Source organism: Streptosporangium sp. NPDC005286 (assembly GCF_040607515.1).
In the GTDB taxonomy this organism is placed as follows: Bacteria; Actinomycetota; Actinomycetes; order Streptosporangiales; family Streptosporangiaceae; genus Streptosporangium.
The window spans coordinates 25,933-40,418 of sequence record NZ_JBEXGU010000007.1; the positions used below are offsets into that span (position 1 = coordinate 25,933).

Consider the following 14,486-nt stretch of genomic DNA (forward strand, 5'->3'; position numbering starts at 1 on the left):
CGTTTTTGTGGTCGTTGACGGGGTGTGACCTTGCTTCGGCATCGGGTCGCGAGCGCTCACAGCCGTGCGAGAGCTTCGACCATGTTCTGGCGGTGCACCCGGGCGGCCTTGGCCATGTTCCAGCCGAGCACTCCGGTGATGTGGCCGCCGACGCTGTAGTGGGCGACGAATCGGTTCTCCTCGGGGGCGCCTTCGATCACGTTCACCTGAGCTTCGGGGGTGAGGAAGCCGTGTGCTTGGATCTTGACGTCGTACTGGTCGGTCCAGAAGTAGGGGATGGGGACATACGGGCGGTCCTCGCCCAGGATGTTGGCCGCCACGATCTGCGCCTGCTCGACGGCGTTGGTGCGGTTCTCCAGTCGCAATCGCCTGCCCAGCCCTTCGTGGTGCCAGGAGGCCACGTCGCCGACGGCGTAGACGCCTGGGGCGGCGCGGCAGCGTGAGTCGCATTCGACGCCGTCGCCGATGGCCAGCCCGCTGCCGTCGAGCCAGCCTGTGGCCGGGCGGGATCCGATCGTCACCACGACGGCGTCGGCGGGCAGCGATTCGCCGGAGGCCAGCCGCACTCCGGTGACGCGGCCGTCGTCGCCCGTGAGGGCCTCGGCGGCGACGCCGAGCCGGAGCCGGACGCCGCGACCGGCGTGCAGCGATGTGAGCGCCGTGCCGACCAGGCCGCCGAGCTGGTCGGCCATGACGGCGTGGCCGAGGCCGGCGAGGGTGACGTCGAGTCCCATGCCGCAGGCGGTGGCGGCGATCTCCGCGCCCAGCACGCCCTCGCCGATGACGACGAGCTTGTCCACCGTGGTCAGGCTCCGGCGCAGGGCGAGGGCGTCGTCGAGGGTGCGCAGGACGTGCACGCCCGCCAGGTCGTCCTGACCGGGGAGCCGGTGGGAAACCAGGCCGGTGGCCAAAACCACGGTCTGCGCACGCAGGACGCGACCGGAGGCGGTTCGGACCTCGCGGGCGGCGGTGTCCAGTCCGGTCGCCGGATCGCCGAGCACGAACTCCGCCTCCAGCCTGGCGAGGTCGTCTCGGGAGCGCAGGTGCGCCTTCTCACTCTCCCAGGTGCCCGCCAGCACCTGCTTCGACAGCGGCGGCCGGTCATAGGGAGGGTGCCGTTCGGCGCCCACGACGGTGAGTTCGCCGCGGTAGCCCTTGCGCCGCAGTGCCTCCGTCACGGCGAGGCCGCCTGCCGAAGCGCCCACGATCAGGACGTTCTCAGGGCTGGTCAAGCGCGGTTCCTTTCGATCGAAGCGGGCGATGGCGGCGAGCCGTGGTGGTGACGTGCCACCACAACCGGACTGAACCGTCCGGTTGCTACCGTAGACCCTGTCATTGACATGTGTCGAGAGGTGTTGAAGTCTGGAGTCAACAAACCGGATGATATAGTCCGGTTGCTACGGTAGGTGTCATGTTCAGCGCACGGCGACCCAACAGAGGCCCCAGCGCCGCGGCGGAGAACCGGGCGGCGCTGATCGCGGCAGCCCGCGAGGTGTTCGCCGCCGATGGATACGATGCGCCGCTCACCTCGATCGCACGTGCGGCCGGAGTCGGCCAGGGCAGCCTGTACCGGCACTTCCCCGACCGCGTCAGTCTCGCGCTGGCCGTGTTCGAGGACGGCGTCAGGGAGATCGAAGTGCTCGCCGCGGAGCCCGGCACCACCCTCGACGACATGCTGGCGCTGATGACCGAGCGAGCCATCACCTCGACCGCGTTCATCGACGTGGTCAGCGCCTCGGCCGACGCGCGCCTCATCCATGTGCGCGGCCGGGTGTCGGAGTTGCTGGAGGGCCTGCTCTCCGAGGCGCGGGAGGCCGGCCGGGTACGCGAGCACGTCACCGCCGACGACCTGGTCACGGCCATCGGCATGATCGCGGCGCTCCTGGCCAAGATACCGGCGGACACCCGGCGTGAGACCGCCGACCGTGCTTGGCTGCTCCTGCGCAAGGGCATCGACGTCTGATCGTCACGTGTCGTCGGCGCCGGCCGGGGCGGACAGGGCCACGGCGAATGCCGTGCCGAGGATGCCGACGGCGCCGATAACGAGCGCGTTTCGGACACCTGACCGGCGTGCCTGGCGCCTGCCGGGTGGGGAGTCCGGGCAAGAACCGCGTTCACCGGCTGGGACGCGGTTTCGACGCCTGGTCTCCCGGCGCCTGCGACACCTTCATGGCCCCGGCTTCCCGGGTGGCCTGACCCGCCGTCGCCGTCCCCCGCCGGGGAGATCGCTCCGGCTTTCCGCACCCCGGCGAGATCGGGGCGGGCCCGTTGACGGCCGCCTGGAGGCGTGCCAGGTGCCGGTTCGCCTGGAAGGGTTCAGGACCGTTTCGGCGGGCAACCGCCCGCTACCCCTGCCACACCGCAGAAGAGCCCCGTCGCCAGCGGAAACGCTGCGGCGGGGCTCTTCTAGGTATGTCCGGCCGTCACCGGGGAACTGCGGATGCGCGTCGGCGGTCAGCCGGCCTTTCGCGCAGGACAGGTCGGCGCCTCGAACACCACGCCGTCCAGGAAGTTGCCGGCCGTCGGGGTGCCTCCCGCAGCCGACACCGACTCGAAAGCGAATCGTGTGGTGGTCTGTCCCGGAGGTACGACGTACACCCCGGTGTAGTGACCCCAGGCGGTGTTGTCGTCGGAGATGTCCGCGGAGGAGGCCCCGGTGGGGATTTGAGCCACGGTCGCGCCCGGTGCGCCGATGAGCACCCGCATCACGTCGGTACCGAGGCGGCCTCGGTGATACAGCGACCAGGTCATCGGTGTTCCCGGAACGGTGGGCAGATCCTGGTAGAGCGTGGAGACCTGGGTGGCGTTGAGCTCGGCGAACTGCTGGCCGTCGGCTGCCGGGACTCCGCTCGCGCCGCCGCGCCAGAACTCCAGCTTGTTGTCGGTGGCGGTGGTGTGCCAGCCGACACTCGGGTTGGTGGAGGCGTCGGAGATGGACCAGTCGACCGTGGCCACGGGTGGCGCCTCGAAGCTGCCGTTGACCAGGTTGACCGGTGTGTAGTCGCAGATGACGGTGACGGTGACCGTGGCGGTGCTGGTTCCGCAGGCGGTGGTGATGGTGTAGGTGAAGGTGTCGGTGCCGCTGAAGCCCGCGGCGGGTGTGTAGATCACGTTGCTACCGGAGATCGTCGCGGTGCCGTTGCCGGGCTTGGTGACGCTGCTGATCGTCGGTGCGGTCGCGGTGTCGTTGGCCAGGACGGGCACGCTGACTGGTGTGCCCCGCATGACGGTGGTGGTGGCGGTGTCGTCGGCGGCCCTGGTGGGCGAGATGGACTGCCCGCCGACGATCTGGATCGGGGGAGCGGGTGTGTTGCCTCCGAGCTGGCCCGGAGCGGCGATGACGCTGCTGATCCCGGTCGGCCGGATGGTCATGCCGCCCCCGATGGTGCCCTGCCTGACCCGGAAGGTGATGACCTTCGCAGGGGGGTCGGTCTTGGTGCCCGGCGAGGTGATCGACAGGGTGTTGCCGCTGATGGTGCCGGTCCCCGACTGGCCGACGACATCGGCGCCTGCCAGCAGTGACGACAGGTCCCACGTGGTGGTGTAGCTCCTGACCAGCAGCGGCCACTGGGCCGTGCGGTGCGCCAGCGTGAGGGTGAAGGTGTCGCCCGGTGTGATCTGCCCGCCCCACAGGGATGGGGAGGTGTCGACCGAGACCGACCCGCTGCCCAGCCTCATGCCGAACGCGTTCTTCCAGTAGTAGTCCACAGGGTAGGTCGTCTGCCCTGGCCGGATACAGGGCGCGGCGGCTTGCGTGACAGCCTGCCGCGCGGTGGTGGCGGCGTGCGTGTCGGCACTGGCCACCACCTGCGTTCCCGATGTGGCCAGCAGTGTCAACAGGGCGCAGGCCAGCGCGGTGAGCGCGGATCCGGATCGTTGTGACATCAACGTTGAACTCCCAGTCTGTCCTAGGGATGTCTTCGTAGATCGACTTCACAACGAAGCTACTCTCTGTGTTCGATTCATCGCGTCAGGTGACGAGCTGTGTGATCTTCGTGTCGCAGGCGGGACCTGCGGTGCTCGCCGCGCACCGGAGAGGTGGAACGTCCAGGGGGAAGCCTCCGGCGCGGATGAACGGGAAGGAAGGGGCGAGGTAAGGACACAGTCCATGTCAAAATTGCAGTCGACTTCATATTTGGAGTGGAGTTAGGCTTTCGGCCATGTCTGAAGGGCTGCGGGAACGGAAGAAGCGGCAGACGCGGCAGCGCATCTCCGATGTGGCCATCGGCCTGTTCGTGCAGCGGGGCTTCGAGCGCGTCACGATCGCCGAGGTCGCCGCTGCGGCGGAGGTGTCCGTGAACACCCTCTACAACTACTTCCCGGCCAAGGAGGACCTCGTCCTGCCGCCGGACCAGGCCTCCCCGCAGCGGCTCGCCGACATCGTGCGGCAACGCCCGTCCGGCGACTCCGCCGTGCGGGCGGTGCTGACCGGGCTGCGTGAGGAGGTGCGGCGGCGCGACCGCAAGCTGGGGCTGACCGACGGGTTCGGCCGCGTCCTCGAGATGATGCTGGCCGCCCCCACGCTTACCGCCCGGCTGGGCGATCTCGCCCAGCAGATGACCGACGCCCTCGCCGCCGCCCTCGCCGAGGAGACCGGGACCGCGCCGGACGACCCACTGCCCCGCATGGTGGCCTGGCAACTCGGCTGTCTCCACTCGCTGGTCTACGCCGAGATCGGCAGGCGCACCACGGCGGGAGAGAACCCCGACGCGATCGCCGAGGCCGTGCTGGACCTCCTGGACACCTTCGAGGACCTGCTCGGCGAACGCGTTCTCAGCTATGCCGTACGAAAGGAACAACCTTGTTCAGAGTGATGATCCGCGGCAAGTTCGGCGGGCTGAACGACGCCGGTCGCGCCGCCGTCCTGGCCGCGGGTGGCGCCGCCTTCACCGAGGCGGGAGCCTTCACCCACGACTCGAGTCTTTCGGCCTTCACCTTCCGCTGCCAGGTGCCCGCGGGCCCGGATGACGGCGAGAACGATGCCGTCCGGAAGGCGACGGCGGCGTTGGACGCGCATGGCCACCCGTATCAGGTTCTCCACGTCGCGGTGACGGACATGCGCCATATCAAGATCCGCCGGAAAGGCCGGCGGGAGTGAGCCGCTGAACCGCGCCGCCCTTGTCACGTCGGCCCCTGCCCTACCCGGCAGGTGTGATCCGCCGCCACCGGACATCTCCTCGGCTTCGGGCTACCAATCCAGGCGCACCCCCGCCATGTCCACGTAGCCGATGACATCGCTCTCCGACAGCCGCTGCCGAGCCGTCTCCCATCGCCGCATCTCACTGTCCTCGTCGGCGTCCTCCTCGTACCAGCCTGTTCCCGCGACCCAGGCCTCCAGCCAGCCGGCCAGACTCTCGGTGTCGACGTACCACGCGTCGTGCCAGTCGTCCTCGATCCCGTTCGGCTCGAAGAGCAGCACGGTGCCCTCAGGGCTCCGGCAGTCCACGGCGGCGTACATGCCGCATCCCCAGTCCAGGATCGGCAGGACATCCACCGGCCAGTACGCCTTCTCGCCACGCTCTGATGTCGCGCGTTCCTCGTGATAGACGCCCACGGCGGTACGCCCTTCTCCCCGGAGCGGGAAGAGCCGGTAGTCGGGGCCGAAACCGCCGTTGGCCACCTCACGATAGAGCCGTGCGAGCAGCGGAGGAAGCTCGAACCCCAGGACGCTCTCCGCCTGTGCCACCTCTTCCGCCGTCGCGGTGGGAGGCAGCCGTTCCTCGGTCGCACTCGCCTTCACGGACACGTGCCGGAGGAGATCATCGATGTCTGTCATGGCGAGGATCCTGCCAGCCGCCCACGACGGACTCGCACGCATCCCGAGGAGCGACAGGCCGCTCGGCCGGGCTACACCGCCGACGTGTGGCCGTACACCAACGAGGAACTCGTCGGCCAAGCGTTGACCGGCGAGTGGCGTGAGCGCGCCGTGCCGGCCACCAGAGTGGGGCTGAAGTCGCGGGCGCGGCCGGCGTCAGTCAGCCCGCAGGAGGGTGTGCAACTCGGCGGTTTCGAGGATGTGGGCCCGTGAGGGAAAGACCCGATGGAGCAGGACGTCGTGCGCTTCGGGGTCAGGGTCGGCGACGCCGTCGGCCAGGACGTAGAGCTGGTAGTCGCGGTCGGCCGCGTCGAGGACGGTGGACAGGACGACGCCGCTGGTACTGATGCCCGCGATGATCAGAGTGGTGATGCCGTGTTCGCGCAGCCGCTGATCGAGGTCGGTGGTGGACAGGCCTCCGTGACGGATCTTACGCACGATGATGTCTCCGTCCTGGGGAGCGAGACGTTCGTGGACAGCGGTGTCAAGGTCTGCGTGGTGCATGAGACGGTGCTGGGCGACCGGTGCGAAAGACCTGTTGGTGGGCGGGATCGCAGCCCAGTCGGCCTCGGTGAAGCCGACCCGGACATAGGCGACGGTGCCGCCCTTGGCGCGAACGTCGGCGATTACCTTTTCCATGCGTCCCAGCAGGGCTTCACTGTCGCTTTCGGGGAGCAGCGCGAGGATCGCGGGCTGATAGTCCATGACGAGCAGGGCGGTGTGTGCGGGGTCGAGTGCGGGGGTGGTGCTCATGCGAGTGTTTGCCTTTCCAGTGGCGCCCGGTCGGCGTTCTTGTGTTGGGGCGTGCGGTCGTGTCGAGGGAGGAGGAGCGAGGTCGCCAGAAGGAGGAGACCGGCGATCGCGATCGCGGTGCGGGGGCTGGTGAGGCCGGCCAGCAGGCCCCACAGTCCGGTCATGGCCGCGATGGTGGCTTTACTGGTGATCGACCAGGCGGACAGCGTGCGGACGACCCGGTCCGACGGGAGCTGTTCGAGCCGGTAGGTAGCGAATACCGGGTTGAACACGCCCATGCAGGTGATCAGCCCGAGTTCGACGGCGATGACGAGGACGAGCCCGGCGGGGCCGGGGCTGATGAAGGCCAATCCGAGTGACCAGCACGCGCGCAGCGTCCCGGCGGTGAGCATGACCTTGTGCTGTCCGAACCGTGCGAGGAGCGGGCGGGCCAGTCGCGAGCCGATGAGGCCGCCGACGCAGGGGACGCCGAAGGCGAGGCCGTACTGCCAGGGTGCGAACCCGAGGTCACCGAGCATGAGGACGGCGAGCAACGGCGAGGCTGCCATGATCAGGCCGCTGACCAGGACCGTGTTGAAGAACAGCGGGCGCAGCGCCGGGCTGGCGAGGATGTACCGCCATCCCTCCAGCAGGTCGCCGGCTCCGGGCCGGGGCGGTGCGGCGGTTCGCGCGGGACGTGGCTCCCGCCCGCCGATGGCGCGGACCCCCGCGGCCGAGAGGAGGAAGCTGACCGCGTTGGCCGCCACGCTCGTCACCGGGCCCACCAGCCCGATCGCGGCGGTACCGAGCGGCGGCCCGAGCGCGGTGGCGGTCCAGGCCGTGGCCTCGAACCGCCCGTTCGCGACGAGCAGGTCCTCGGACCGGACGAGCGCCTTCAGACATGCTCCGCTCGCAGCGGTGAAGGCGATGTCGGCCGCGCCGACAACGACCGCCACGATCAGAAGTTGGGCGAAGCTCAGCCAGCCGAGCACGTAGGCGGCGGGAACGCTCATCAGCGCCGCAAACCGGATCAGGTCCATCGCGATCATCACCGGCCGTTTGCGCCGGAACTCCACCCACGGCCCGAGCGGCACCGCGACCACCGCCCCGACCGCGAGCCCCGCGGCGGCCAGCACCGACACCTCGGTGGGCCCTGCGTCCAGAGCGAGAATCGCGATCAGGGCGAACGCGTCGAACGCGAGCCATGTGCCGAACGTGCTGACCGCATACGCGGCCCAGAACCACCTGAACCGCCGCCCCAGCGACCTTCCCAACGCGCACCCCGTCATCTCCAGGAAACAACCATCCATTGATTTGAGAGATCAAAACGCGCAGTTGGTAGGCAGGTCAAACAACCAGTCGACCGAAGTCACACAACCATGAGTTGTGCACTAAGGTCGGTCGATGTGGATCTCGATGCTGTGCGCACGTTCGTCGCCGTCGTAGACACCGGCCAGTTCCAGGACGCCGCCGCAGATCTGTCGATCACCCAGCAGGCCGTCTCCAAGCGCATCGCCGGGCTGGAGAAGGACCTCGCCGTGCGGCTGTTCACCCGCACCGCGCGCGGGGCCCGGCTCACCATCGACGGGCAGGCGTTCCTGCCCCACGCGCGCGAGCTGCTGCGTGTCGCCGAGCGCGCGGTCGCGTCCGTGCGCCCCGGAAGCCGTCCGCTGCGCGTCGACGTGATCGCCTCGCGCAGCGCGGCGTCGGGCCTGATGCGCGGCTTCCACCGCGCGCACCCCGAGATCGAGCTCGACGTGGTGATGCTGTTCGATGTCGAGACGGCCCTCGCCGCCATTCGGTCCGGTGCGATCGACGCGTCCTTCCGTGCCGTCGCCGTGCCCGGCCGGCCCCTTCCCGAGGACATCGAGTCCGTCTGGGTGCTCGACGAGGTGCTCCAGCTCCTCACCGGGCCCGCCCACGCGCTGGCCGGCGCCCGGTCGGTGACCGTCGCTCAGCTCGCCGGGCACCGGATCTGGATGCCCGGCATCGTCCCCGGAACCGAGTGGGCCGCCTACTACGACGATCTCGTCGCCGAGTTCGGCCTCACCATCGAGGCGACCGGCCCCAACTTCGGATCCGACGCGCTCCTCGACACCATCGCCGACACCCCGGCCTTGGCCACTTTCATGGGCGAGCAGACCCGCCTGGTCTGGCCCGCCGGCCACGGCCTGCGCCGTATCCCGGTGACCGACCCGACGCCCGTCTACCCGCACTCGCTCCTGTGGCGCCGCGACAACCCCCACCCGGCGCTGGCCACCCTCCGCGCCCACCTCGCCGCCGCAGCGGCCGGCCACGACGCCGCCGGGACCTGGGCGCCGGGCTGGGTGATTCGGCGCTGAACGCCGCCGCGTCTGCGATCGGCAATGACAGGCCGACTTCCGGCGCCGGCTGCCGCGCTTCCAGCAGGGCGCCCTGCGCGCCAATCTCGCCATCGCCGACCGATCGGGGGCACTCCGGCGCAGGTGGCACTGGCGTGGGTGCCGGCGCGTGACCCCCATTCCGGGCACCAAACCCCCCCAAGCACCTGGCCGACCTCGACGCCCTACCCGCACCGCGGGGCGCCCGCTACTGATGCCAAGCCGCGTCCGGCTGCCAAGGCTGCAAAACGCGTTCGGCCAGTGAACACGGGAACCTTTACCATCACGTCGCTGGTCCGTCTCTGCGGCGTGCGGCGATTTTGTCGGGGGGCTGCCGTAGCGTCGTGGCCACGACCGTGGCGGGCATGTCGTGAATGGAGTCGACTCCGAGTCCGGTCAGCCGATCAGGAGCGTGGCCGCAGTGCCGACACAGCTCGGCACCAAGGTCGGAAAGGAACGCCGATGAGTGGTGTACGAGTACTGGTTGGCACGCGCAAAGGCGCGTTCATCCTGACGTCGGACGGCAGGCGCGAGCGGTGGGACATCAGTGGCCCTCATTTCGGGGGCTGGGAGATCTACCACCTCACGGGATCTCCCGCTGATCCGTCCCGGCTGTACATGTCGCAGTCCGGTGGCTGGTTCGGACAGTTGATCCAGCGTTCCGACAACGGCGGTGCCACCTGGGAACCGGTCGGTAACCAGTTCCAGTATGCGGGTGTCCCCGGCACTCACCAGTGGTACGACGGCACGCCGCATCCATGGGAGTTCGCGCGAGTCTGGCATCTCGAACCCTCGCTGACCGATCCGGACACGGTTCATGCCGGGGTTGAAGACGCCGCCCTGTTCCGCTCGGTGGACGGCGGGCAGACCTGGCAGGAACTGCCTGGGCTGCGCGACCATCGCTCAGGGCCTTCCTGGCAACCGGGCGCCGGTGGGATGTGTCTGCACACGATCATTTCAGACCCGCACGATCCCGGGCGTATCGTCGTGGCGATCTCGGCTGCGGGCGTGTTCAGAACGGACGACGCCGGCAAGAGCTGGCAGCCGATGAATCGTGGCCTGCGGTCCGAAGGCATTCCTGACCCGGATGCCGAGGTCGGTCACTGCGTCCACCACATCGCGATGCACCGGTCGCGTCCAGAGGTGCTCTTCATGCAGAAACACTGGGACGTCATGCGCAGTGACGACGCCGGTGAGTCGTGGTACGAGATCAGCGGCGACCTGCCCAGCGACTTCGGATTCCCGATCGCTGTCCACGCGCACGAGCCGGACACCGTCTATGTCGTTCCGATCAAGAGCGACTCGGAACACTACCCGCCCGAAGGAAAGCTCCGTGTGTACCGCAGCAGGACGGGCGGAAACGAATGGGAGCCGCTCACGAAGGGGTTGCCACAGAGCCACTGCTACGTCAACGTGCTACGGGACGCGATGGCCGTCGACTCGCTGGATTCGTGCGGCGTGTACTTCGGTACGACCGGCGGACAGGTGTACGCATCGGCCGATGCCGGCGACAGCTGGGCGCCCATCGCCCGAGACCTTCCGGCCGTGTTGTCGGTCGAAGTCCAAACGTTGACATGATCCGTGTCGTGCTCCCGGCGCATCTGCGGAACCTCGCACGTGTCGAAAGCGAGGTGAGGATCCACGTTCAGGGGCAGGTCACGCAGCGCTCGGTCCTCGACGCGCTTGAGGCCCGCTATCCGATGTTGCGCGGGACGATCCGTGATCACGTCACGCAGCGGCGTCGACCATTCGTGAGATTCTTCGCCTGCGAACAGGATCTGTCCCACGAACTGCCGGACACCCCGTTGCCCGAGCCGGTCGCAACGGGGGCCGAGCCGTTCATGGTCGTGGGAGCCATGGCGGGCGGGTAGGCATCGGTGCCTGTTGGACAAGGTAGGCAGTACGGACGAGGAGAAGCCCAGGCAGGGACGAATCTCTGACCTGTGCTTCTAGTACTCCAGTGACATTTCGCGATCATGGATCATGGTGGGGATCTGCGCTGGTAGTGGCAGCGTCGGGCGGTCGCTTGATGGCGGCGGCGCCATGACATAGCCGCGCACGTCATCGCGGACGGCGTCGGCGTCCCAGCACGCGGTGCGCAGCAGGCGTTGCATCGCCTGCGGGCCGGTCAATCCGGCATGCTCGGCCAGATTCCAGCAGTTCTTGTGTTCGAGGTCGGACAACAGCCCACGCACGTACGCGGTGGCGGTGCGACGCGGCTCGGTGCGGCCGAAACGGCCTGCGATCCGGCCCATCAGGTCGTGAAGCTGACATCCAGCCGCCAGGGTCTACAGTGTCCGCCACGGCCACTACGCGATCTACAGATGTCTTCACAAACACCGAATGATCACGTGGTGGCCGTCTTTATGCGAGCCGCCCTTACCCGGCCTCCGCCATCAAGATCGCAAAGTGTCGCTCATGTCGTCCGAGAGCCGCACGATGTGCGGGATCCCGGCCGGGTTGCTGATCCAGTGGGCGGCCAAGCCCGAGGGCAGTGGTTCGAGCTCGTCCTGCGGATGCACGCCGTGCTCGGCGAGGTGGCGGGTGGCCAGCTCCACGTCGTCGGTGAAAAGCTCCAGCCACACCTGCGCCTGGGCGTAGTTGTCCACCCGGTCGAACCACAGCTTCACCGGGCCGAACTGGACGGACGCGCACTGCGCCACCGCGCCGTCCACCCCCTCGCCGCTCTCCTCGGCCACCTCCATGCCGAGCACGTCCCGATAGAAGGCGACGGTGCGGTCGAACTGGGCCTTGGGCAGTTTCATGGCGACGTTGCGGCCGCCCTGGAACGTGGGTCTCATGGCTGGGTCTCCTGATCGCGGTCGAGGTAGGTGCTGAGGGCGTGCAGGGTGCGGTCCCAGTCGCGGGCGAGCGCGGCCAGGAAGGATTGGGCGGTCGCCATCGGGGCCGATTCGAGGTGGTAGCGGACGCGGCGGCGTTCCGCCGGCACCGCCCGTACGAGACCGGCGCCGGACAGCAGGGCGAGGTGCTTGGCGATCGCCTGGCGGGAGATGGGCAGGCGATCGGCGAGGTCGGTCGCGGTCGCCGGGCCTCGGGCGGCGAGCTCGGCCAGGATGGCCCGCCTGCTGGAGTCCGCCAGCGCGGCGAACACGGCCACCGCCACCTCCTCGGGGTCAGTGTCGGCCATCGAGGTGGCGCACCAGCTTGGCCAGCTCCTCCCGCCAGCCCTCGACGTTGCCCCGGTAGGCGGCGGCGAGCTCGTCGGGCGGCTGCGCGAACCCCGTCTCGGTCAGGCTGAGCCGGGTGCCGTCGCCGACGGGATGGAGCGCGATCTCGACGTGGGTGCGGCGCGGGTCGCCGGGCGGGAGCCCTTCGAGGGGCCAGGTGAAGCACAGACGGCGCGGCGGCTCGGCGGTCTCGATCCGCAGGACCGACCACATGCCGCCCCAGCACACCCTGATCTGGCCGCCCGGTCGCAGGTCGTCGATCTCCGCCTTGTCGCCGAGCCAGCCGCCGAGCCCGTCAGTGGTGGTCAGGGCCGCCCACACCTTCTCGATCGGGTGGGCGAGGTCGAGCGTTCGCTCGATGCGATCGGGGATCGGCATTCGGCACCTCCATGGCAACCATCCGGTTGCCGCAACTATATAGCAACCTGATGGTTGCGACAATCTCAGGTGATGCCGTTCGGATTCACCACCACCAGCTTGTTCCCGTGCTTGTGCCAGTACGTTTCGGTCCGCGCTTGGACGGTCGGGAAGGTTTGTCGCCCCTGCGAATGATCACGTGGCCGTCTCTATGCGACCCACCCCCACCCGGCCTCCGCCATCAAGATCGCAAAGTGTCACTGGAGTACTAGGGTGCGAAGAGTCGCAGCAACTCCGCTTGTTCGGGGTGTACGGGAAGTACCGGGTTGCCGGCACGCGGGTAGATCTCGGCTGCTGCCCACTGCGCGGCTCGGACGCTGGACGCGGTTCCGATTCTGACTCCACGCGCACGCAGTTCGGTGATTAACCGTTTGGCATCGAACAGGTACACCGACTCGATACACCAGGGGCGAGTGCTGCCTCGTGACGAAGTGTGCAGCCCCCCTCATGGCATTTCAGAGAAATATGCAGGGGCGCGAAGGGATACAGGTCGTAAAACAGCGGCCTAGGGCGCGGGCATGCCGATATTGAGGCAGCCGCATGTCAGACAATGGTGATGACGTCTCTTCGATTTTAGCGAGCCTCCTTTTCGGGCAGTACCGGCAGTCCGGTTCCGGAGTCGAGCAGGAGTCGGTTGCCCAGGGGTTTGTCGAGTGTGACGGTGATCCGGGCGGTAAGAAGCATCAGGTTGCAGAGTCCGTCGCCGGCTTCCTCGTCCACGTCGACCACCACCAGGTCTTCGGTCTCGTAGGCGCGGGCGCCGTGGATCTGGTCGCAGGTGCCGTGGCCGTACCGGAGAAGCAGGTCCCGGGGCTTCGCCGGGGTGAGGTCGAAGGCCATCACCTCCTTGTGCTCACCTTCTTTCAGGGCCGGGCGCGGGCTGATCCGCGATGGGTGGACCGCCACCCGGCTGAACCTTTCCTTGACGCCCTGCACCGTGAAGTGCCAGGCGGGCACCTGAATCGTCCCTCGGCTGGTGCGCAGCGGCACCTCGCCGAGCTCGGCGCCGGTGACCTGGAGCGGGGTGCAGCCGTCCGGCGGGCACTCCTCGTCGATGAAGTCGGCGGCCTTGCTCCGCTCCGCGTACGCCGTCGCAGCCGTGACCAGCGGAACCGTCAGTGTGGAGCCGTCCGGCCAGCTCATTCGCCTGCTGGGCGGGGTATCCGCGGGCAGATCGACGTCAAGGGACCACGCGCCGTTGTGCACGCTCAGGGGCACCCAGTCAGGAATCCGTTCTCGCGGCTGGATGTCGAGATCGTCCAGTGGGACGAAGCCTGTCCGCCATGCGCGGTCGTCCTCGGAGTCGTGCCAGCGCTCCACCACCTCACGGGCGCGATCCTGGAACTCTCCCGGCGACATACCGCGATAACCGCATGCGGCCAGCAACAGCACCAACGAGAGGAACCAGATCATTTTGCGCAAGACGGCTCCTGAGTCACGGAGGAGAGGGGCCACCGTAGCAGCGAGGGGGCGGGCACGGCGGCCCCATTCCTTTCCCGGCCTGGGGCGCCGTGCCTTCGACCTGCGTGACTCAGTCCGCGACGAGGCGGGCTCGCTGTCCCTCGTGCTCGCGTTGCCGCCGGATGACGTAGCTGCCCGGTGGGCAGCCGGTGGCGCCGTGCTCGGGGTGGAGCAGGTAGGCGACGGCCGAGGTCTCGAAGACGCCGATCGCCAGCCGGTCGGAGTCCAGCACGTAGGTCGTCCACCGGCAGGTGCCCGGGTCGGCGACAAGGGTGTGCGGGTTGCCCCCGGCCGCGCCGCGGAGCAGTTCGACCCCCTCGGCGGGCACGTCCGTCCAGCGGGAGTCGGGCCAGACCTGCACGGAGGAGGCGATGACGGGGAGCGGGATGACGATGAGGTCGCCCTGGGCCTGGAGCCCGTGGACGACGGGGATGCTCGCCGACCGCTCAAGGTGGTCGAGCACGGCGAGTCCGGTCTGCCGGGAGAGCGAAGCGAGAGTCACGGTCATGGAAG

Annotated in this window: 16 protein-coding genes and 1 pseudogene; 6 read left to right on the forward strand and 11 right to left on the reverse strand. The window is 68.7% G+C overall.

All coding sequences use genetic code 11. The features are described from left to right. Nucleotides 1-56: 56 nt before the first annotated feature. Nucleotides 57-1,232 (reverse strand): FAD-dependent oxidoreductase, encoded by a 1,176-nt coding sequence (locus ABZU75_RS04595; RefSeq protein ID WP_355549479.1) that lies wholly within the window; start codon nt 1,230-1,232, stop codon nt 57-59. Nucleotides 1,233-1,411: 179 nt separating this feature from the next. Here ABZU75_RS04595 and ABZU75_RS04600 point away from each other — a divergent pair, with 179 nt between their 5' ends. Continuing rightward, the gene (locus ABZU75_RS04600; protein WP_355549481.1) at nt 1,412-1,963 is read left to right on the forward strand and encodes a helix-turn-helix domain-containing protein; all 552 of its coding nucleotides are present in this window, start codon (nt 1,412-1,414) and stop codon (nt 1,961-1,963) included. 491 nt (nt 1,964-2,454) lie between these two features. Here the strand turns inward: ABZU75_RS04600 and ABZU75_RS04605 are convergent, their stop codons facing one another. Further along, on the reverse strand, nt 2,455-3,885 hold the full coding sequence (locus tag ABZU75_RS04605; protein ID WP_355549483.1) for an Ig-like domain-containing protein: 1,431 nt from the start codon (nt 3,883-3,885) through the stop codon (nt 2,455-2,457). A 275-nt stretch (nt 3,886-4,160) separates the two neighbouring features. Between ABZU75_RS04605 and ABZU75_RS04610 the strand changes: the two genes are divergently transcribed. Beyond that, nucleotides 4,161-4,814, forward strand: a complete 654-nt coding sequence (locus tag ABZU75_RS04610) for a TetR family transcriptional regulator (RefSeq protein ID WP_355549485.1) — start codon at nt 4,161-4,163, stop codon at nt 4,812-4,814. Then, complete coding sequence (locus ABZU75_RS04615) at nt 4,814-5,098, forward strand: DUF6204 family protein (protein ID WP_355549487.1); 285 nt, start codon at nt 4,814-4,816, stop codon at nt 5,096-5,098. Before ABZU75_RS04610 ends, ABZU75_RS04615 begins: the two co-directional genes overlap by 1 nt. A gap of 90 nt (nt 5,099-5,188) precedes the next feature. Here the strand turns inward: ABZU75_RS04615 and ABZU75_RS04620 are convergent, their stop codons facing one another. The 3 genes from ABZU75_RS04620 to ABZU75_RS04630 form a co-directional block, all read right to left on the reverse strand. Beyond that, nucleotides 5,189-5,776, reverse strand: a complete 588-nt coding sequence (locus ABZU75_RS04620) for an SMI1/KNR4 family protein (RefSeq protein WP_355549489.1) — start codon at nt 5,774-5,776, stop codon at nt 5,189-5,191. Between the two features lie 195 nt (nt 5,777-5,971). Beyond that, a complete protein-coding gene (locus ABZU75_RS04625) occupies nt 5,972-6,568 on the reverse strand; it encodes a cysteine hydrolase (protein ID WP_355549491.1) in 597 nt (198 codons plus the stop codon). Next, the gene (locus ABZU75_RS04630; RefSeq protein ID WP_355549493.1) at nt 6,565-7,857 is read right to left on the reverse strand and encodes an MFS transporter; all 1,293 of its coding nucleotides are present in this window, start codon (nt 7,855-7,857) and stop codon (nt 6,565-6,567) included. The genes ABZU75_RS04625 and ABZU75_RS04630 overlap by 4 nt, the downstream gene beginning before the upstream one ends. 96 nt (nt 7,858-7,953) lie before the next feature. Here ABZU75_RS04630 and ABZU75_RS04635 point away from each other — a divergent pair, with 96 nt between their 5' ends. The 3 genes from ABZU75_RS04635 to ABZU75_RS04645 all read left to right on the forward strand — a co-directional run bounded on the left by ABZU75_RS04635 (nt 7,954) and on the right by ABZU75_RS04645 (nt 10,778). After that, on the forward strand, nt 7,954-8,889 hold the full coding sequence (locus ABZU75_RS04635; RefSeq protein ID WP_355549495.1) for a LysR family transcriptional regulator: 936 nt from the start codon (nt 7,954-7,956) through the stop codon (nt 8,887-8,889). A 480-nt stretch (nt 8,890-9,369) separates the two neighbouring features. Then, nucleotides 9,370-10,485 (forward strand): exo-alpha-sialidase, encoded by a 1,116-nt coding sequence (locus ABZU75_RS04640; RefSeq protein ID WP_355549497.1) that lies wholly within the window; start codon nt 9,370-9,372, stop codon nt 10,483-10,485. After that, nucleotides 10,482-10,778, forward strand: a complete 297-nt coding sequence (locus ABZU75_RS04645) for a MoaD/ThiS family protein (protein ID WP_355549499.1) — start codon at nt 10,482-10,484, stop codon at nt 10,776-10,778. Before ABZU75_RS04640 ends, ABZU75_RS04645 begins: the two co-directional genes overlap by 4 nt. Nucleotides 10,779-10,949: 171 nt before the next feature. Here ABZU75_RS04645 and ABZU75_RS04650 read toward each other — a convergent pair. From ABZU75_RS04650 to ABZU75_RS04675, 6 genes and pseudogenes are all read right to left on the reverse strand, one after another. Further along, nucleotides 10,950-11,162, reverse strand: a pseudogene (locus tag ABZU75_RS04650) (transposase); the annotation flags it as partial. A gap of 141 nt (nt 11,163-11,303) precedes the next feature. Beyond that, nucleotides 11,304-11,708 (reverse strand): VOC family protein, encoded by a 405-nt coding sequence (locus tag ABZU75_RS04655; RefSeq protein WP_326821620.1) that lies wholly within the window; start codon nt 11,706-11,708, stop codon nt 11,304-11,306. Beyond that, a complete protein-coding gene (locus ABZU75_RS04660) occupies nt 11,705-12,055 on the reverse strand; it encodes a metalloregulator ArsR/SmtB family transcription factor (protein WP_355549502.1) in 351 nt (116 codons plus the stop codon). The genes ABZU75_RS04655 and ABZU75_RS04660 overlap by 4 nt, the downstream gene beginning before the upstream one ends. Then, nucleotides 12,042-12,473 (reverse strand): SRPBCC domain-containing protein, encoded by a 432-nt coding sequence (locus ABZU75_RS04665; protein ID WP_355549504.1) that lies wholly within the window; start codon nt 12,471-12,473, stop codon nt 12,042-12,044. The genes ABZU75_RS04660 and ABZU75_RS04665 overlap by 14 nt, the downstream gene beginning before the upstream one ends. Before the next feature lie 612 nt (nt 12,474-13,085). Beyond that, entirely contained in the window at nt 13,086-13,934 is an 849-nt protein-coding gene (locus tag ABZU75_RS04670; protein ID WP_355549506.1) for a hypothetical protein, read from the reverse strand. A gap of 109 nt (nt 13,935-14,043) precedes the next feature. After that, nucleotides 14,044-14,481, reverse strand: coding sequence for a hypothetical protein (locus ABZU75_RS04675; protein ID WP_355549508.1), 438 nt, complete (start codon nt 14,479-14,481; stop codon nt 14,044-14,046). Nucleotides 14,482-14,486 lie beyond the last annotated feature (5 nt).

Coding starts and splice junctions, on each gene's coding strand:
- ABZU75_RS04600 (WP_355549481.1), top strand. CDS start 1,412: ATGTTCAGCGCACGGCGACCCAACAGAGGCCCCAGCGCCGCGGCGGAG.
- ABZU75_RS04605 (WP_355549483.1), bottom strand. CDS start 3,885: ATGTCACAACGATCCGGATCCGCGCTCACCGCGCTGGCCTGCGCCCTG.
- ABZU75_RS04610 (WP_355549485.1), top strand. CDS start 4,161: ATGTCTGAAGGGCTGCGGGAACGGAAGAAGCGGCAGACGCGGCAGCGC.
- ABZU75_RS04615 (WP_355549487.1), top strand. CDS start 4,814: ATGATCCGCGGCAAGTTCGGCGGGCTGAACGACGCCGGTCGCGCCGCC.
- ABZU75_RS04620 (WP_355549489.1), bottom strand. CDS start 5,776: ATGACAGACATCGATGATCTCCTCCGGCACGTGTCCGTGAAGGCGAGT.
- ABZU75_RS04625 (WP_355549491.1), bottom strand. CDS start 6,568: ATGAGCACCACCCCCGCACTCGACCCCGCACACACCGCCCTGCTCGTC.
- ABZU75_RS04630 (WP_355549493.1), bottom strand. CDS start 7,857: ATGGATGGTTGTTTCCTGGAGATGACGGGGTGCGCGTTGGGAAGGTCG.
- ABZU75_RS04640 (WP_355549497.1), top strand. CDS start 9,370: ATGAGTGGTGTACGAGTACTGGTTGGCACGCGCAAAGGCGCGTTCATC.
- ABZU75_RS04645 (WP_355549499.1), top strand. CDS start 10,482: ATGATCCGTGTCGTGCTCCCGGCGCATCTGCGGAACCTCGCACGTGTC.
- ABZU75_RS04655 (WP_326821620.1), bottom strand. CDS start 11,708: ATGAGACCCACGTTCCAGGGCGGCCGCAACGTCGCCATGAAACTGCCC.
- ABZU75_RS04660 (WP_355549502.1), bottom strand. CDS start 12,055: ATGGCCGACACTGACCCCGAGGAGGTGGCGGTGGCCGTGTTCGCCGCG.
- ABZU75_RS04665 (WP_355549504.1), bottom strand. CDS start 12,473: ATGCCGATCCCCGATCGCATCGAGCGAACGCTCGACCTCGCCCACCCG.
- ABZU75_RS04675 (WP_355549508.1), bottom strand. CDS start 14,481: ATGACCGTGACTCTCGCTTCGCTCTCCCGGCAGACCGGACTCGCCGTG.